13 protein-coding genes and 1 pseudogene are annotated in these 18,733 nt (G+C 59.7%); 6 read left to right on the top strand and 8 right to left on the bottom strand.

Features of this window, described 5'->3' with window-relative positions:
* Window positions 1–129: 129 nt before the first annotated feature.
* The 3 genes from ALO80_RS18765 to mexE are packed head-to-tail and all read right to left on the bottom strand — an operon-like array spanning window position 130 to window position 5,972.
* A complete protein-coding gene (locus ALO80_RS18765) occupies window positions 130–1,527 on the bottom strand; it encodes an efflux transporter outer membrane subunit (RefSeq protein WP_054987537.1) in 1,398 nt (465 codons plus the stop codon).
* Window positions 1,527–4,718 carry an efflux RND transporter permease subunit gene (locus ALO80_RS18760; RefSeq protein WP_055007142.1) on the bottom strand — a complete coding sequence of 1,064 codons (3,192 nt, stop codon included), beginning with the start codon at window positions 4,716–4,718 and terminating at the stop codon, window positions 1,527–1,529. Before ALO80_RS18760 ends, ALO80_RS18765 begins: the two co-directional genes overlap by 1 nt.
* 12 nt (window positions 4,719–4,730) lie before the next feature.
* Window positions 4,731–5,972 carry a multidrug efflux RND transporter periplasmic adaptor subunit MexE gene (mexE, locus tag ALO80_RS18755; RefSeq protein WP_055010080.1) on the bottom strand — a complete coding sequence of 414 codons (1,242 nt, stop codon included), beginning with the start codon at window positions 5,970–5,972 and terminating at the stop codon, window positions 4,731–4,733.
* Window positions 5,973–6,289: 317 nt separating this feature from the next.
* Here mexE and ALO80_RS32610 point away from each other — a divergent pair.
* Both ALO80_RS32610 and ALO80_RS32605 read left to right on the top strand, forming a co-directional pair.
* Window positions 6,290–7,312, top strand: a pseudogene (locus ALO80_RS32610) (methyl-accepting chemotaxis protein); the annotation flags it as partial.
* Window positions 7,313–7,345: 33 nt separating this feature from the next.
* Window positions 7,346–8,218: a methyl-accepting chemotaxis protein gene (locus tag ALO80_RS32605; protein WP_375232946.1), complete on the top strand. Its 873-nt coding sequence runs from the start codon at window positions 7,346–7,348 to the stop codon at window positions 8,216–8,218.
* Window positions 8,219–8,285: 67 nt separating this feature from the next.
* Here the strand turns inward: ALO80_RS32605 and ALO80_RS18745 are convergent, their stop codons facing one another.
* Genes ALO80_RS18745 through ehuB form a run of 4 tightly spaced genes read right to left on the bottom strand, consistent with a single transcriptional unit; the run spans window position 8,286 to window position 11,337 of the window.
* Complete coding sequence (locus ALO80_RS18745) at window positions 8,286–9,083, bottom strand: amino acid ABC transporter ATP-binding protein (protein WP_055010078.1); 798 nt, start codon at window positions 9,081–9,083, stop codon at window positions 8,286–8,288.
* On the bottom strand, window positions 9,076–9,726 hold the full coding sequence (gene ehuD, locus ALO80_RS18740) for an ectoine/hydroxyectoine ABC transporter permease subunit EhuD (RefSeq protein ID WP_054987533.1): 651 nt from the start codon (window positions 9,724–9,726) through the stop codon (window positions 9,076–9,078). The genes ALO80_RS18745 and ehuD overlap by 8 nt, the downstream gene beginning before the upstream one ends.
* A gap of 3 nt (window positions 9,727–9,729) precedes the next feature.
* A complete protein-coding gene (gene ehuC / locus ALO80_RS18735) occupies window positions 9,730–10,407 on the bottom strand; it encodes an ectoine/hydroxyectoine ABC transporter permease subunit EhuC (protein ID WP_055010077.1) in 678 nt (225 codons plus the stop codon).
* 57 nt (window positions 10,408–10,464) lie between these two features.
* Window positions 10,465–11,337 (bottom strand): ectoine/hydroxyectoine ABC transporter substrate-binding protein EhuB, encoded by an 873-nt coding sequence (gene ehuB, locus ALO80_RS18730; RefSeq protein WP_055010076.1) that lies wholly within the window; start codon window positions 11,335–11,337, stop codon window positions 10,465–10,467.
* 348 nt (window positions 11,338–11,685) lie between these two features.
* Between ehuB and ALO80_RS18725 the strand changes: the two genes are divergently transcribed.
* From ALO80_RS18725 to ALO80_RS18710, 4 genes are all read left to right on the top strand, one after another.
* Entirely contained in the window at window positions 11,686–13,251 is a 1,566-nt protein-coding gene (locus ALO80_RS18725) for a sugar ABC transporter ATP-binding protein (RefSeq protein WP_055010075.1), read from the top strand.
* Window positions 13,244–14,269, top strand: coding sequence for an ABC transporter permease (locus ALO80_RS18720; protein ID WP_055010074.1), 1,026 nt, complete (start codon window positions 13,244–13,246; stop codon window positions 14,267–14,269). The genes ALO80_RS18725 and ALO80_RS18720 overlap by 8 nt, the downstream gene beginning before the upstream one ends.
* 25 nt (window positions 14,270–14,294) lie before the next feature.
* Entirely contained in the window at window positions 14,295–15,350 is a 1,056-nt protein-coding gene (locus ALO80_RS18715) for a substrate-binding domain-containing protein (protein ID WP_055010073.1), read from the top strand.
* A gap of 316 nt (window positions 15,351–15,666) precedes the next feature.
* Window positions 15,667–18,051: a TonB-dependent receptor plug domain-containing protein gene (locus tag ALO80_RS18710; protein ID WP_055010072.1), complete on the top strand. Its 2,385-nt coding sequence runs from the start codon at window positions 15,667–15,669 to the stop codon at window positions 18,049–18,051.
* A 14-nt stretch (window positions 18,052–18,065) separates the two neighbouring features.
* On the opposite strand, the gene ALO80_RS18705 is transcribed toward ALO80_RS18710, so the two are convergent.
* Entirely contained in the window at window positions 18,066–18,611 is a 546-nt protein-coding gene (locus tag ALO80_RS18705; protein ID WP_055010071.1) for a BRO-N domain-containing protein, read from the bottom strand.
* Window positions 18,612–18,733 lie beyond the last annotated feature (122 nt).

The raw sequence follows: 18,733 nt of genomic DNA, 5'->3' as shown, positions 1-18,733 counted from the left end.
TTGACGGGTTGCAGCTTCGGGGAGTGGCTGGCGGCTGTCAAACGACAATCATGATGCCGCCGGATTGCGGGCAAAAAAAGCCCCGCGTCCTTTACAGGGCGCGGGGCGGGTTCACCCGCGTTAGGCGTTTCAGGCCTGGGGCTGCCAGCCACCACCCAGCGCCTTGTAAATGGCCACTATGCCGCGATACAACTCGATTTCTGCCTGCGCTTGAGAGTCTTCGGCTGCCAGACGCTCGCGTTCGGCGTCCAGCAGGACCAGGAAGTCTGCGGTGCCTTCGCGGTACTGCACCGACGCCAGTCTTGCTGCCGAGCGACTTGCGTCGCTCTGGCGCATCAGCGAGACCAGCCGTTGCTGGCGTTTGTCGTAATCGCTGAAAGCGTTTTCCGACTCTTCGAGAGCCAGCAACACCTGCTGCTCATAGTTGGCCAGTGCGCCTTCGGCATCGGCGTCGGCGCTGCGGATCTGTGCCCTGACACTGCCCAGATCGAAGGCCGCCCAGGTGATGCTCGGGCCGAGTGACCAGGCTTTGGCCGCCGACGAACCGATCTGCGAGCCGCGGCCAGCGGTAAAGCCCAGAAAGCCGCTCAGGCTGACCCTGGGAAACAGATCGGCAGTTGCCACGCCGATACGTGCGGTCGAGGCTGCCAGTTGGCGCTCGGCGGCACGGATATCGGGTCGATTGCGCAACACTTGTGTCGGATCGCCAATCGGCAAGGCCTTGGCAATAGCGGGGAGTTTGCTCGGGCTCAGGTCAACGCTGAGGTTTTCCGGGCGCTCGCCCAGCAACGTGGCAATACGATTGCGTTGACGAACCTGTTCGGCCTGCAACTGCGGAACGCTCGCCTCAACGGCAGCCAGTCGTGCCTCGGCACGCACCACGTCCAGTTCATTGCCCACTCCGGCATCGCGCAACTGAGTGGTCACATCCTGAGAGCTTTGTTGATTTTTCAGATTGTCGCGGGCAATGGCTTCGCGCAATTGTGCGCCGCGCAGCTGCCCATAGGCATCGACCACCTCGGCAATCAGCGTGACCTGAAGCTGATACAGGTTGGCCTCGGCGGCGTCCTGATCGGCATCGCTGGCTTCCAGCTGGCGCTGAATACGTCCGAACAGGTCTATCTCCCAAGCCATGTCCAGACCAAGGTCATAACGCTCGCTATTGACGCGCCGTTCCGTGAGGCCGGGCTGCTGACCCTTGCCCAGGTCACTGCTGGCGCGGCTGGTAACCACCGGCATGGTGTCGTTGGCAACGTCATCGCGAATCGCCCGTGCAGCTTTCAGGCGGGCGAAGGCTACGCGCAGATCGCGGTTGCCCTCCAGCGACCGGGCAACCAGTTTATTGAGGGTCGGGTCCTCGAATTGCTGCCACCACAAGGTGTTCACTTTGCTGCGGTCATAATTGCCTTGGGCCGCAGATGCCAGTTTCGCGGGTGCGGTGGCCGGTGCCTTGTAGTCCGGGCCGACAGCGCAGGCTGTCAGCGCCATGACCAGCAGGCTCGGAAGGAAGAGTTTGAACGCGCTCATCAATGCATCTCCGCAGGCAGGTTTTGCAGTCTTTGTGCTCGGGCGGCCTTGCGGGCCTCCTTGCGCTCGACGTAGTTACGGATAAGCACGTAGAACACTGGCGTCAGCAACAGGCCGAAGAACGTGACCCCCAACATCCCGGAGAACACGGCGACACCCATGGCATGGCGCATTTCCGCGCCTGCACCGCTGGACAGTACCAGCGGCACGACACCCATGATGAACGCGAAGGACGTCATCAAAATGGGGCGCAGACGCAGGCGGCAGGCTTCCAGAACCGCATTCAGCGGGCTCATCCCTTCAGCCTGTTTGTCCTTGGCGAATTCGACGATCAAAATCGCGTTCTTGCACGCCAGGCCCACCAGTACGATCAGGCCGATCTGGGTGAAGATATTGTTGTCGCTACCGGCAATCATCACCCCGGCAATCGCCGAAAGCAGGGTCATCGGTACGATCAGGATCACCGCCAGCGGCAGGCTCCAGCTTTCGTATTGGGCAGCAAGTACCAGAAAGGCCAGCAGAACACAGAGCGGGAAGACGAACAGCGCCGTGTTACCCGAAAGGATCTGTTGATACGTCAAGTCGGTCCACTCGTAGACCATGCCGTTGGGCAGCTCTTCACGCAGCAATTTCTCGACCGCCGCCTGGGCCTGGCCGGAGCTGAAGCCCGGTGCAGCGGCGCCGTTGATTTCTGCCGTGATAAAGCCGTTGTAGTGCATCACGCGATCTGGACCGGCGGTGTCGCTGACCTTGACGAAGGTCGCCAGCGGGATCATTTCCCCCAGATTGTTACGCACTTTAAGCTGACCTATCTGGTCGGCATCCTGACGGAACTGCTGTTCCGCCTGGACATTGACCTGGTACGTGCGGCCAAACCGATTGAAGTCGTTCGCATACAGCGAGCCCAGATAAACCTGCAGGGTGTCGAAGATGTCGCTGACAGCCACGCCATGCGTCTTGGCTTTCTCGCGGTCGATGGCGGCATCCACCTGCGGCACGTTGACGGTATAGCTGGTGAACAACCCGGCCAGTTCCGGCACGCTACGGCTCTTGGCAATGATGTTCTGGGTTTCCTTGTACAGCTCGTCGTAACCCAGGTTGCCACGGTCCTCTATCTGCAGGCGGAAGCCGCCGATGGTACCCAGGCCCTGTACTGGAGGTGGCGGGAAGATCGCCATGTAGGCTTCCTGAATCGACGCGAACTGACCGTTCAAGGCACCGGCGATAGCGTTGGCCGACAGGCTTGGATCCTTGCGCTCGTCAAACGGTTTGAGCGCGACGAACACCACGCCGTTGTTCGGGCTGTTGGTAAAGCCATTGATCGACAGGCCGGGGAAGGCAATCGCGTTTTCCACGCCCGGCTGCTTGAGTGCCAGCTCGGACATGCGCTTGATGACGTCTTCTGTGCGGTCCAGGCTGGCAGCGTCCGGCAACTGGGCAAAGGCCACCAGGTATTGCTTGTCCTGGCTGGGCACAAAACCGGTTGGCGTGCTGGCGAAACCCAGCCAGGTCAGGACCATCAGGCCTGCATACACCAGCAGCGCGATGCCACTGCTGCGGATGACCCGGGCGACGGTGCCGACATAACCGTGGCTGGCTTTTTCAAAGAAACGGTTGAACGGACGGAACAGCCAGCCGCCGAGCATTTTGTCCAGGAAGCGCGAGAAGCGGTCCTTGGGTGCATCGTGACCTTTGAGCAGTACCGCCGCCAGGGCCGGCGACAAGGTCAGCGAATTGAAGGCCGAGATGACTGTCGAGATGGCGATGGTCAGCGCGAACTGCTTGTAGAACTGCCCGGTCAGGCCGGAAATGAACGCTGCCGGAACGAACACGGCGCACAGCACCAGCGCCGTGGCAATGATTGGCCCCGTCACCTCGGCCATCGCCTTGTGCGTGGCTTCTACCGGTTCGAGCCCCAACTCGATGTTCCGTTCAACGTTCTCCACCACTACGATCGCGTCGTCCACCACGATACCGATCGCCAGCACTAGCCCGAACAATGACAGCGCGTTCAGGGAGAAGCCGAACATGTGCATGACGGCAAAGGTACCGATCAACGAGACCGGTACGGCCACCAGTGGAATGATCGAGGCGCGCCAGGTCTGCAGGAACAGGATCACCACCAGCACGACCAGGATCAGCGCTTCGAACAGGGTGTGAATCACCGCCTCGATGGAACCGCGCACGAAGATCGTCGGGTCATAGACAATGCTGTAGTCCATACCCTCCGGGAAGCTTTTTTTCAGCTCGGCCATTCTGGCCCGTACATCGTTGGAGATGTCGATGGCGTTGGAGCCGGGCCGCTGGAAAATAGGGATGGCCACGGCAGGCTGGTTATTGAGCAGCGAGCGCAACGCATACTGGCTTGAGCCCAGTTCGATGCGGGCAACATCCTTCAGGCGAGTGATTTCACCGTCAGCGCCTGCGCGAACGACAACGTTCTCGAATTCTTCCTCGCTGACCAAGCGGCCCTGAGTATTGATCGACATCTGAAAGCTGGTGGCATTCGGCGAAGGCGGAGAGCCCAACTGGCCTGCGGCAACCTGGCGGTTCTGCTCGCGAATCGCATTGACTACATCGGTGGCGGTCAGGTTGCGCGACGCAGTCTTGTTGGGGTCCAGCCAGACACGTAACGAATAGTCGCCCATGCCGAACAGTTGCACATCACCGACACCGCCCAGTCGTGCCAGCTCATCCTTGATGTTGAGCACGGCATAATTGGACAGGTACAGCATGTCGTAGCGCTGGTCTGGCGAGGTCAAGTGCACGACCATGGTCAGGTCGGGGGAGGCCTTGTCCACGGTGATACCAATGCGTGTGACCTCTTCCGGCAGCTTGGGCTCGGTGCGGGTCACTCGGTTTTGCACCTGCACCTGGGCGTTGTCCAGTTCAGTGCCCAGCGCAAAAGTGATGGTCAGGGTCAGCTTGCCATCGGCAGTGGCCTGGGACGACATGTAGAGCATGCCTTCCACACCGGTAATTGCCTGTTCCAGAGGCGAGGCTACGGTTTCACCGATCACCTTGGGGTTGGCACCGGGGAAGTTGGCCCGCACCACGACCGTCGGCGGCACTACTTCCGGGTATTCACTGATGGGCAACTGGAACAGCGAAATGGCTCCGGCGATCAGGATCAGCAGTGACAGCACTGCGGCAAAGATCGGCCGGGAGATAAAGAATTTGGAGAAGTTCATCGGACGAGTCCCTTAGCCGCGCGGCGCAGTGGCGCTGGCAATTTTGACGGCCGCTTTGGGCGCCACTTGTGGCAGGTTGCTGGCTTCGAGGGCCTGGCGTTGTTTGAGCAATGCTGCAAGGGTGTCGGCGCTGGCCATCGGCGTTACTTCCGGGTCTACAGGCTGGCCGGGACGCACGCGCTGCAAGCCTTTGACGACGATGGTGTCGTCCTTGCCCAGGCCGTTACGCACAATACGCAAGCCTTCGATTTTCGGGCCCAGCTCGACAGCCCGGTAGGCGGGCTTGTTGTCCTTGTCCATGACCAGTACAAATTTCTTGCCCAGGTCAGTACCCACGGCTTCATCATTGATCAGCACGGCCGGATAGGTACCGCTGCCCACCAGTTTCAGACGGGCATACAGGCCGGGGGTAAAGTCACCATTGGCGTTATCGAACACTGCACGACCGCGAATGGTTCCGGTCCTCGGGTTGACCTGGTTATCGACAAAGTTCATCTGTCCCAGGTGCGGGTTGCCGGTTTCGCTGGACAGGCCAAGGTATACCGGCGTGGTCTGGCCGCGCTGCCCTTTGCGGGCCAGCTCGGTGTACTTGAGGAATACGCGTTCGTCAGCGTCGAAGTAGGCGTAGACCTTGTCGGTAGAGACCACGCTGGTCAGTGCGGTGACATCTGCAGTCACAATGTTGCCCGCTGTGATTTCGGCGCGGCTTACGCGGCCTGTAATGGGTGCGGTAACACGGGTAAAGCTGAGGTTCAGTCGAGCCAGGTCCAACTGCGCCTGAATGGCGGCGACACCGGCCTTGGCTTCCTGCGCCGAAGAGGTCCGCGACTCGGCCAGTTCGGCGGAAATCGCATTGTTGGTACGCAGACGCTCGCCGCGCTGAGCTTCATTGTCACTGCGCAATGCAACGGCGCGGGCCTGCTGCAGTTGTGCTTCGAGACGACGAACGTCGGACTGGAACGGGCGCGGGTCGATCTGGAACAACAGGTCGCCTTTCTTGACCAGCGAGCCATCGGTGAACGCTACCTGATCGATCTGACCGGAGACCCTGGGGCGTACCTCGACGGTTTCCGGTGCTTCAAGACGACCGGTGAATTCATCCCATTCGTTGATCGGCTGCTCAAGCACCTTGGCCACGCTGACCTTGGCTGCACCAGGCGCACTGGTGGCTTCCGGCGCTCGGCCGCAGGCACTGATAACGATAAGGGCGAGGGCGGTGAGGGGAAAGCGCAGATGGCTGATTGTCTGGTGCATGGGAAGTTCCGCCGATAGTAAAGAATGGGCGGATTCTGTTGCCGACGGGGTGTTATTAACGAATCGAATAAACCGAAGGTTACTATCACCGGCAATGATGAGTGCCTATAGGTCAGTGAAAATTCATGTCCGCGTAACCCTACAGGTGAACCCTTGCCAAGTATTTGGGGGGCAGGCCCTCCCCTGATAGAGAGAACCAGAAAAGCTCATGTCATATTGCTATCTTTTCGATCAATCTTTGCAATCGCTACGGCTATAAAGTTGTTCAGCGAACAGTCGATCCTTGGGTATCACGATAAATCCCGAGGAAAAGCTTGATGAAGTCGACATGGCTGGACAATTTGAAGGTCAGTAAAAAGCTGAGTTTGGGTTTCGGTTTGATACTGCTGGGCGTACTCACGGTCACCGCGATAGGTTACCTCAGCACCAACCTGCTGATCGAGCGGCTGGGCAAGGCCGCCAGGGTTTCCGAGGTAAAGGCCGATGCGCTGAGCCTTAGAATCGCCGCACAGACCTATACCGCCAAGCCTGACGCGAGCAATTCGCAGAGCTACACGGCCGCTCTGGACAACCTCGGCAAGACCATCGAGGAAGGCCTGAAGATTCTGACCGTTCCGGCCAACGCCGATATCCTCAGAGGTATTCGCGATCAGGCGGGAGTAGTGAGACAAACGTTCAGCCGGTTGGTCGATAATAATCGGCAAATTGATAAGGCCATGCAGCCGCTGATCACCATTTCCGAACAGGTCAGCGGCAGTTTCGAGACACTGCTGCAAAAGACTTTTGACGACGTTTCCCGTTCGCTGGATCAGAGCGGTATCGATCAAGTGAAGATTGCCGGCGACCTGCGTAATGGCATGACCAATTTTCGCCTGGTGTTTCGCCGTTATATCAGTATCCCGACCGCTGAAAACAGGCAGATTACCTTCGACGCTGCCGACTCGCTGATCGCTCAGGTGGGCAGCGCGCGCAATCAGTTGCCGAACAAGGCAGGCCCGGCAGTGGATGAGGCGCTGGCGGCACTGCAACAGTACAAGTCGTTAATGGTCTCCATCTCGCAACTGATACAACAGAGTGATCAGATTCGCGACAGCCTTCGCCAGCAGTCAATGGACATCGTCACCAGTACGGAAAAACTGATGGCGGGGCAGGTGGTCAGTGCCAATCAAGAAAAAGATAGCGCGGTAACCCAGTTGCTCACCGTGGCAGTGACCGTGTTGCTGCTGGGCATCTTCGCGGCGATCCTGATTACCCGTCAGATCACCCGTCCGCTCGATTCGACTGTGATCGCGGCGCGGCGGATTGCCGACGGCGATCTGACCAACGACCTCAGCACCACTCGCCAGGATGAGCTGGGCCTGCTGCAAAACACCATGCAACACATGACCGTATCGCTGCGTACCCTGATTGGCGGTATCAGTAATGGCGTGACACAAATTGCCACGGCGGCCGAGGAGCTTTCAGCCGTCAGCGAGCAGACCAGCGCGGGTGTCACTCAGCAGAAACTGGAAGTCGATCAGGTGGCGACAGCCATGAACCAGATGGCGTCCACTGTTCAGGAGGTGGCGCAAAACACTGAAGATGCATCGCAGGCCGCCAGACAGGCCAGTGGCCGTGCAGCCCATGGCAGCAGCGTTGTGCAAAACGCCACTCGCGAAATCAGCCAGCTTGCCGGTGAAGTGGGGCAACTGGGCCAGGCCATGCAGCGCCTGATTCAGGACAGCGACAAGATTGGCGGCGTCATCGATGTGATCAAGGCGGTCGCAGAACAGACCAACCTGCTGGCCCTCAATGCCGCGATCGAAGCTGCACGTGCAGGTGAGCAGGGCCGTGGTTTTGCCGTAGTAGCCGATGAGGTGCGCTCGCTGGCGCAGCGTACACAGTCATCCACGACTGAAATCGAGGCGCTGATAAAGTCCTTGCAGGATGGCACCGGCGCAGCATCGGAGCTGATGAATGCCAGCCGTCAACGCACTGAAGGTACGGTGGCGCTGGCGCGGCAGGCCGAAGAATCGCTGCATGAAATCACTCATTCGATTGTGACCATCGAACAGATGAGTCAACAGATTTCTGCTGCCGCTGAAGAGCAGAGTGCCGTGACCGACGAAATCAATCGCAGTGTGATCAGTGTACGGGACATCGCCGATCAGTCGGCCACCGCCACCGAGCAAAGCGCGGCGTCTACCGTGGAACTGGCGCGCCTTGGCAGCAAACTGCAGGACATGGTTGCGCGCTTCCGGATCTGATTGTCGCCACTTTCAAAGTGTTGCGAAGTTCAAAAGTCTCACCCTGCAAAAAGAGCGGCGCTGGCAATCAGCGCTGCTCCACCCTCTGCAGAAACCTTCGAGTCCGCTCGTTTTGCGGATTCAGCAGAATTTCACTCGGGGTGCCGTCCGCCACGATGCGGCCGCCTTCCATGAACAGCACACGGTCGGCGATGTCCTGGGCAAATTTCATTTCGTGGGTGACCAACAGCATGGTCATCTGAAACTCGTGGGCAATCGAGCGAATAACCGCCAGCACCTCACCTACCAGCTCGGGGTCGAGCGCCGAGGTGACTTCATCGAACAGCATGACCTGCGGGCGCATGGCCAGCGCTCTGGCAATCGCCACGCGCTGCTGCTGACCGCCCGAAAGCTGGCTCGGGTAGGCATCGGCTTTGTGGGCAAGCCCGACCAGCCCGAGGTACTGATGAGCGCGTTCAAGGGCTTCCTCCCTGGACAGTTTGAGCACGCGTAACGGCGCTTCGGTGATATTTCCCTGCACCGTAAGGTGCGGGAACAGATTGAACTGCTGAAACACCATACCCACCCGATGCTCTACCGGAGTCTTGCCCGAGCCAGGCCATTGCCATCGAGGCTTGCGCACCGGCACTGTTTCGCCAGCCACTTCGATGCTGCCTTGCTGATAACTTTCAAGGCCCTTGATAAGGCGCAGTACTGTGGATTTTCCCGAGCCGCTGGGACCGATCAGGGCGACTTTCTGTCCTTGAGGGATGCTCAGGTCGAGGTGGTCGATGATCCGGTTGCGACCAAAGTCCTTGACCACTTGTTTCAACTGTATCTGCGTGGTGCTGACGGACGGGATTGCGGTGTGTGCAAGATCAGACATGGCTGCGTCTTTCCAGGTATTTGAACAGCAACGAGGTCGGCACACTGATTGCCAGGAACATCAGCGCCATTACTGTGTACGGTTCGTTGTAACGATAGGTCATACCGGCGATCTGCTTGGCCGCCTGAAACAGTTCGGGGATGGTAATCACTGCCAGCAGCGGCGTTTCCTTGAACATCCCGATCAGGTAATTGCCGAGCACCGGCAGCATGGGTTTCAACGCCTGCGGCAGGATGATGCGCCGCCAGGTGTCGCCCCGACTGAAGTCCAGAGCGCGTGCGGCTTCCCATTGCCCGGCGGGAATGTCGTCGATGGCACCGCGATACGCTTCGGCAATGTAAGCGGCGTAATAGCATCCAAGGCCGATCACGCCGGTGGTCATCGGCGCAAATGTTATGCCTGCCAAGGGGAACGCAAAGAACAGAACATACAGCTGGACCATCAGCGGCGTGTTACGGAAAAAGCTCAGGTAGCCCTTGCTCAAGCGATGCACCAGAGTCATCGGCGAGCGCAATGTCAGGGCCAGGACCAGACCGAGCAAAACCGCGAGCAGAAACCCCAGTAGCACAACCTGCACGGTCACCAGCAGGCCCTGAAACAGCTCTGGCAGGATCGACCAGGCGAAAGCGACATCAAACTCCATCGTTCATCCCCTGGCTGTGCGCCACGCAGTGGCGTGCTGCTCATAACGTTTGACCAGCCAGCTCAGTGGCCAGGCCATTACGAAATAGCAGACCAGCACGATGCTCCAGATCAGCGTTTGCTGGCCCAGCGTGGTTATCAATTGACTGCCGGTAAAGGTCAGGTCGGTGAGGGTAATGAGCGAAACCAGCGACGTGGTTTTCAGCAGCTCGACCAATTGATTGCCCATCGGCGGGATCATGAACGGCAGGGCCTGCGGCAGAATGATTCGTCGAAATGCGCTTACCGGCCCGAAGTCCAGTGCACGCACAGCATCACGTTGGCCCTGGCTGACGTTGATCAGTGCCGAGCGAATGATTTCCGCGCCATATGCCGAAAATGTCAGGCCCAGCCCCAGCACGCCCGTGGTCATGGGGGACAGGCGAATGCCGAACAGTGGCAGGATGAAAAACAGATAGAACAGCAGCACCAATGCAGAGATGCCACGCAGCACCTCGACATACATAGTGGCGAACCAGCGTAACGCCCTGAACGGCGAGAGGCGCATCAGGGCGATTACAAACGAGAGCACCAGCACCAGCAGTTCGGCAAGCACCGTGATCTGCAGGGTGATCCAGGCACCGTGGGCCAATTGTCTGGCAATGAAACCTGCGGTTTCCAGTGTTGCAGCGTCAACAGGCATGGCCGTACTCGTATGGGTCAGGGCCGTTTACTGCACGCCGTTGCTCGGCGGGGCAGGTCATGGGTTGCAGCGTTGGGCTGCGGTAATGGCCGGGTCAGCCAGTTCGTTTTCGGTGTAGCCGTACTTCTGCAGGATTTTCAGCAGCTCGCCCGACGCCCTGAGTTTTGCCAGTTGCTCGTTGAAAGCCTGTTCAAAAGCCGGGTCGTTCTTTGGCAGGCCGTACGCGTGGTAATTCCAGCCCGGTTTGCCGCTGGCGTCCGGAATCTGCTCGAACGGCAATGCGCGCTCGATGTCCGGGCTGTTGGCCTTCTTGATCAGACTGATGACTTCGGCGTCCGGGAAATACACCACATCCACGCGACCCGCCTGCAAGGCGGCCAATGCCTCGGTGTCCTTGTCGAACAACACCACGTTGCTGTTGGCGATACCACTGTCTTTGGCTTCCTGAACCTGATTGCTGCCAGGCTGAGTGGCCAGACGCGCTTTGGCGTTGCTGGCGACGTCCTTGAGGCTGTGCAGGTTCAGCGGGTTGCCGGTTTTGACAATGAACGCACCGCCGGAGCGCGTCACCGGGTTGGAAAACGAGATGACTTTGCAGCGGTTCGGGTTGATGAAGAGGCCGGCGCCAATCAGATCGAAACGACCCGCTGCCAGGCCCGGCACCAGAGAGCCGAAATCAGTGATGGGCGTCTCGATCTGTTTGATGCCCAATGGCTCAAGGATCGCACGCAGTATCTCGACATTGGCCCCGGTTGCCTTGCCATCGGTGCCGATGTAGGCATAAGGCTGTTCGTTGGCGATGCCGGCGGTCAGGCCGTCGCTGCGTCCTTTTTCCAGCAACCCGGCCAGGGCAGGAAAGGAAATGACAGCGTTCAGCAGCAACGCTGAACCCATCAGGGCTGAGAACGACAGGGGTTTGATGCCTTTCATGGCGTGTGCTCGAAATAGGGGAAGGGTTGGCGATAAGCCTGGTCTTGCAGTCTGTTCTAAAGAGCTGCGCGTTTTGCATAAGAGAGAACCTTATAGCTATTAAAAAATAAATCTAAATATCAATAACGAATATGCATATGCGTTATTCGGCGTGCCGCCAAGCCTGAAAACACGCTGGCCGGATCCATCTATTAATATGCTTATTGGTTATTTATAACTTGTTGGTTAGTCCATTAGGCTCTGTAGCAATGTGCATACAGTGGCTGCATCTCGCTTCGATCTGGCGTGGGTTGACCCTGTTGTTGTGTGTTTTTTCCTTGCGCCGAGATACCCATGGCCGAGATACCCATGAAACTACCGCCAACCGTTCGCGAAGATGCGTGGGTCCGCGTCACCGCATTGACTAAATCATTTGGTCCAAGCCGTGTGCTGCACGATATTGATCTAAGTCTTTTTCCGGGTGAGGTGGTGGCCTTGCTTGGGGCCAATGGAGCCGGTAAATCCACGCTGGTGAAAATTCTTGCCGGTAGCCATCGGCATGATGCTGGCAAGCTGTTGGTCGAGGGCAGGGCGGTACGGTTTGCTTCACCGCTGGAGGCCCGTCAGGCCGGGATAGTTGCGGTGCATCAGCATACCGACGAGGCGCTGGTGCCGGGGTTCAGCGTGGCCGAAAACCTGCTGCTGGATGAACTGTGCCAGCAGGACACACCGTTCTGGAGTCAACGCCAGCGTCTGCACGAACGGGCGGCGCAAATTGCCGCCACCCTGCAGTTGAACCTGCCGTTGAATGCGCCCATCGAAAGCCTCGGCACTGCGCAACAGCAACTGGTGGTGTTGGCGCGCGCACTGGCGCTCAAGCCTAAATTGCTCGTGCTGGACGAGCCCACCGCCTCGTTGTCGGCGACCGAAGCGCATCGCCTGTTCGAGCTGATCGACGCGCTACGCGCGCAAGGCGTGTGCATTGTGTACATCTCTCATCGTCTGTCTGATCTGCAACGCATTGCCGACCGGGCCATTGTGCTGCGCGACGGGCGCGTAAGCGGCGAGTTCGCCGCGCCGCTGGACCTGGCCGCTGCGGTGCGGGCCATGCTCGGCAGTGAGCTTGCGCCGGTGGTGCATCCGTTTGGTGAAAGCGGTCGTGAAGTGCTTCGGATGCGTGGCTGCCAGCTGGACGCACGCAGCGCCCGCTTTGACCTCAGCCTGCACGAAGGTGAGGTGGTTGCGATGACTGGTTTGCTGGGGGCGGGCAAGAGCGAGATTGCCGAGCTGTTCTACGGTCTGCGCCAGCCACTGGCCGGCACCCTTGAGCTGGACGGTCTGCCGTGGGCGCCGCAATCACCGCGTCAGGCCATCGCGGACGGGGTATTCATGGCCAGTGAAGACCGCGCCCGCGGCTCGCTGGTGCCGGGGTTTTCGATGAGCAGAACCCTGACCTTGCCGTTCCTGTCGCGTTTCACTCGGGCAGGGTTCATTAATCAGGGCAAGGAGCGCGAGGCGGTGCAGGACCAGGTGCAGTCTTTGGGCATCAAGTGTGCAGGCGTCGATGTGCCGATGGATACGCTTTCCGGTGGCAATCAGCAGAAGGTCGTGCTGGCACGCTGGCTGTTAGGCAACGGCCGTCTGCTGATTCTCGACGAGCCCTTCCAGGGCGTGGACATTCGCGCTCGCCGCGAGATCGGTACGCGGATACGCGCCAGTGCAGCGCAGCGCGCCACCCTGGTGATTTGCTCTGACCCCGACGAGGCACTGGAAATAGCCGACCGCATCCTGGTGGTTCGCGAGGGCTGCGTGGTCGCCGAGTATTCGCGCGCAGGCCTGCAACGTGACGAACTGCTCGCGCAACTGGCAGGCCTGGCCACAGCGCCGCAGCCGGTCAACCCGCCTTTATTGCACCGAGGAGCCCTGCGTGTCTGAAACCATCCCTTCAATTGCGTTGAAGCCCGCCCGTGGCGACGCCGTCCTGCGCTTTATCATCCACTACGGCCTGCTGTTGGTGCTGGTGTTGGTGGTGCTGCTGTTTTCTATCGCCGAGCCTGCATTTTTGCGGGTCGGTAACCTGTTCATCATCCTTCAGTCGTTGTCCATCGTCGCTCTGCTGGCCTTGGGCGTGACGCTGAGCATGTCGGTGGGCGGCATGGACCTTTCCATTGGTGCGGTCGTCGCCATGAGCGTGATGTGCGCCAGTTACGTGATGGTCGTGCTCGACTGGGGGCCGCTGGCGGCGATCTTCATCAGTCTGGCCTGCGGTGCACTGGTGGGGCTATTCAACGGCTTTCTCATCGTGCGCATGGGCATACCGGACATTCTGGCCACGCTGGGCAGCATGTTTCTGATCATCGGTGTGCAGCTGATTCCCACCGGCGGGCGTTCAATTGCGGTCGGCATGACCTTGCCCAATGGCGATGAAGCCAGTGGCAGTTTCAGCGCAGGATTTCTTGCGCTGGGCCGTGCCAGGTTGTGGGACACGGTGCCGGTTCCGGTGCTGGTCATGGCTGTCGTCGCCTTGCTGGTGTGGGGTTTTCTGAAACTGACCCGCTTCGGTCGGGTGTTCTACGCCATCGGTGGCAACGAACGCGCGGCGCGTCTGGCCGAGGCTCCGGTGGAAAAATACAAGCTGCTGGCCTACGTACTGTCGGCCTTGCTCGCGTCGTTGGGCGGCCTGCTATTGGCAGCGCGGTTGGGGCGTGGCGATGTGAGTTCCGGCAACGGTCTGGTGCTCGACGCGCTCGGCGCAGCGCTGATCGGTTTTGCCGTACTCGGGGCGCGCAAGCCCAATGCGTTCGGCACATTGGTGGGCGCGCTGCTGGTCGCCACGCTGCTCAACGGCCTGACCATGCTCAATGCCCCTTATTACACCCAGGATTTCGTCAAGGGCGCGGTGCTTGTCCTCGCTCTTATGTTCACGTTCGGCCTCGCGCAACGGGCGCGCTGAGCCTTTTTCGGAAAAGGAATACTCGATGCTCGGAATCATCCACAGTGGCCTGAGCCGACTGTTTGCTGCGGCACTGGTCTTTACATTGGCTGGCGGTGCCCATGCGGCAGGGATTGCAGGTGCGCCAGCGCCGTTCGACAAGGGCGGGGTCAAAGTCGCGCTGGTGGGCTACATGTTCTCCGGTGACTTCCCGGAAGCCTACCTGCGGGGGGTCCAGAAGCAGTCGGCTGCACTGGGCATCGATCTGCGCCTGTTCGATGCACGGCAGCAGGCTGCCACTCAGCGGGAAATGCTCGAGCAGGCCATCGACCTCGGTGTGGATGGCATCATTGTTCAACTGGGCCTGGCAGAAACCCTCAAGGACACCGTGGCCAAGGCCGTCGCCAAGGGCATCAAGGTGGTTGCTTTCGACGTTGATCTGGGCAACCCGCAAGTGACGCAGGTTGAGCAGGACCACCACGAACTGGCGCGTCTGGCTCTGGGGCAGGCGTTGAAGGACTACGGCAACGCATTCCAGGCAGGTTATGTGTTCATTGGCGGTTTTACCCCGATGGAGCGCCGTGACGATATCTGGCGTGAGGTCAAAGCCGCCAACCCCGGCATCATCGAGAAGGCCCGTTTCGGCACGCTCAACCCGCCGATTGCCAACTCCGTGGCGGATCAGGCAAGTGCCGTCCTGCGCGCCAATCCGGGGTTGCAGGTGATTTTCGCGCCGTTTGACGAGTTTGCCAAAGGCACCAAGATAGCGGTCGACGAAGCGGGCCTTGGCAAGCAGATAAAAATCTACAGCGCCGACATCTCGACCTCCGACATTCAGATCATGAAAGAGCCTGACAGCGCCTGGGTCGCGACCGCCGCCGTCAACCCGGAAGTGATCGGAGCGATCAGCGTGCGCAGCCTGGCAATGCGCATTGCCGGTCAGGACCCGGGCAGTCGGGTGCAAGTGCCTCCTGCGCTGATTACCCGCCAACAGTTGCTGGACCTTGATGTAAAGAACGTGCGTGATCTCGCGCAAAAAGTGCCTGCCTTTGCCGACGCGGCAAACGTGGCCAACGCACCGTGGATACCGCTCGCCAGGTAGTTGTATCGCATAATAAGAACCGCTTCGGTTACATGATAAAACCGCAGCATCAAGAGGAGTAAAGATCCCTGTGGGAGTGAGCTTGCTCACGAAGACGTTGGTTCAAACGCCTTGTTTTCAAGGCTGTACTGGCCTCTTCGCGAGCGATACGGATCGCCGCCCCGGTCGCTCCCATGAGACTTATATATGACTACTACTTGCTGTAGATAAGGCAACAGCCAGTCGGCCGATATAAAAACATAACTATCAGCAGGACGTCTTGCCGGCTCTATTTCTGGTAAGGCCGGTCAGCACCTGCCATTCAAAGGAGCGCTGTATGTACTGCCGATCACGTTCATTGTTGGCCGCCGCCATAGTGACAGCCATGTCACAACTTCCAGCGCAGGCCGAAGAAACATCCATCAGTGCCGAGGGCACACGCCTGGGCGCAGTCACGGTGACCGGGACGCGAGGCAAGGCGCGTACTGTGCTGGATTCGCCAGTGCCGGTGGACGTGTTGACTGCCGATGACTTGAAGTCGGCCGGGGCCAGCAATGGCGAGCTGGGTCAGGCGTTGCAGACCTTACTGCCGTCGTTCAGTTTTCCCCGGCAGTCCAACTCCGGTGGTGCAGACCATGTGCGCGCAGCGCAACTGCGCGGTATGAGCCCCGATCAGGTGCTGGTGCTGGTCAACGGCAAGCGTCGCCACACTTCGGCGTTGGTCAATGACTCGTCGAAAATCGGTCGCGGCACTGCGCCGGTCGATTTCAACTCGATTCCGATCAGTGCGATCAAACGCATCGAAGTGTTGCGTGATGGTGCCGGCGCGCAATACGGCTCCGACGCGATTGCCGGGGTGATCAACATCATCCTCGACGACGCCCCGGAAGGCGGTGAAGTGTCCACCACCTATGGCGCTTACCACACCCGGCAAAAGGCCATCGGCAAAACCACCACCGATGGCCAGAACAGCCTGACCACCGCCAAGATCGGCACGCGGCTGGGAGAAGAGGGCGGATTCATCCGGGGCGGCACTGAATATAAGGATCGCAACCCGACCAACCGCGCCGGGTTCGACGGCTTTGCCGACACCCCCGGTCAGCGCAACTATGTGATGGGCGACGGGGTGGCGCGCGACGTCAACCTCTGGTTCAACAGCGAAGTGCCGCTGGGCAACGGCAAGGCGTATTCATTTGGTACGTACAACGAGCGGCACACCACCGGTGCCGAGTTCTATCGCTACCCCACCGACCAGCCGCAGTTCTACCCCAACGGCTATCTGCCTCAGTCGCTGGGCGACAACACCGATCTGTCGGCCACCGCCGGTTTCAAGGGTTTGATTGGCGAAGACTGGGATTTCGACAGCAGCATCACCCACGGGCGCAATCGCTTCGAGTCGGCCACCGAGCGCACCCTCAATGTCGCGTTGGGGGCCGATTCGCCAACCCGTTTCGACACCGGTGACTATGAGTTGCGCCAGACCACTGCGAACCTGGATTTCACTCGCGAGTTGCGTCTCGGCTCCCGGTCGTTCGTACTCGCGGTGGGCAGTGAGTACCGTTATGAAAACTACCTGACCTACGCCGGTGATGCAGCCTCGTACTTCGGCACCGGAGCCGATGGTGCCAACGGCCTGCGCCCGAGCGAGGCGGTTGACCTGGACCGCAACGTGTTCGGCTCTTACGCCGAGTTGTCCGGCGACCTAACTGACCGGCTGTTTGTCGATGCCGCCACACGCTGGGAGCACTATGACGATGCCGGCAGCAAACTGACCGGCAAACTCAGCGGTCGTTATCGCCTGACTGAACAGCTGGCCCTGCGCGGTGCTGTATCCAACAACTTTCGTGCCCCGTCATTGGCACAGGTCGGCTTTCAGCACACCACCAGCAACTTCGGCACCGGTGGCACGCTGACCGATATCCGCGTGCTGTCGGTCAACGACCCGATTGCCAGTGCACTGGGCGCTGAGGACTTGAAACCGGAAACCTCGAAAAACTTCAGCCTCGGCCTGATCGCGCAATTGAGTGAGCGTTTCGATGCCTCGCTCGATGTATTCCGCATCGACGTCAAGGACCGCATTACCCTGTCCCAGCGCATCGGCAGCGATGCGCTGGAGCAATACATCAACAACAACCTCGGTGTTGCCGGCGTCCACGATGTCAACTTCTTCACCAACGCTGCCGACACACGCACCCACGGGGCCGAGCTGGTGCTCAACTACCATCAGCCCTGGCTCGACGGGCAACTGGGCCTGACCTCGGCCTATACCTGGAACCACACCAACGTTACCAAGACCAAAGGCACGCCTTCGCAACTCAGTGCACTGGGCATTGGCGAAGATGCACTGGTGGGCGTCGAAGAGCGCAACACCTTGACCGACGCAGCGCCGCGAGACCGCCTGGTGTTTTCCGCCAATTGGGCCAGTCAGCACTGGGGCTTGCTCGGCCGCCTGACACGACAGGGCAAAACCACCCGCGTGTTCGACTTCGGCGACTCACAGCCCGAACAGACCTACAACGCCGTGTGGCAACTGGACGCCGAAGTGCAGTACACATTCACGCCGACATTCGACATCGCCCTGGGCGGCAACAACCTCACGGACCGCTACCCGGAACGTTCCAACTCGCAAATCAACTACGGCGGCAACCTGCCGTATGACGTGCTGTCGCCGATCGGCACCAACGGTGCGTATTACTATGCGCGGGCTACTTATGGTTTTTGAGGGTACAGGTCTCATCAAACAACGGTGCGTATGCGGTCCATCTCCTTCAACACCCTGCGCCATAGCGTCCGCTTTGGTCGGGGCGCTGCCTCGGTCACAACATTCGGCATATCGCGCAACCGAATCCAGGTTTCGCTGCGCCAGTGCAGCACGCTCAGCGACGTGCCCGGCCATTGCAGCTGGGTCATTCTGGGGTTGTCCAGGGTCACGTTCTGTTGATCGTGCAAAACCGTCAGCACCTCATGCGTCAGCCACTGACGCAGCGCGCGGTTCTCCGGCACGTAGTGATGAACCAGCAGCGCCAGCGTGCCGGACTCGCTGATCATCAATTGCCGCTGGCACTCGCCATTGGCCTGCAACCAGACCTCGCGACGCTGATCCGCATCAAGCTTGAGCGTGGCGCGTTGGTCCAACGCCTTGCCCATCAGGCGGGCAAGGTCGGCCAGACAGAACCACGCCTGGGCGTCAGTAAAAATGGCGCGCAGCATGCGACTGTGACGCAGAAACAGAGTGGCGTCGAAATAGGCGGTGTGGGTGTTTCTGAGAGCAATATTTTGCATGGATGACACTCTTTTTGGTTATCAAGAGCCACCACGAATCGTCGCCAAACGAATGGGTGGCAGCTGTGCGAGGGTTGGCGAACCGGGCAAAAAGACAAACCCCGGCAGACCCGAAGGTCTCC

Origin of the sequence: Pseudomonas caricapapayae (assembly GCF_001400735.1) — a bacterium.
GTDB lineage: Bacteria > Pseudomonadota > Gammaproteobacteria > Pseudomonadales > Pseudomonadaceae > Aquipseudomonas > Aquipseudomonas caricapapayae.
The sequence above is the reverse complement of the archived record's forward strand: the minus strand, read 5'-3'. Positions and strand labels throughout refer to the sequence as shown.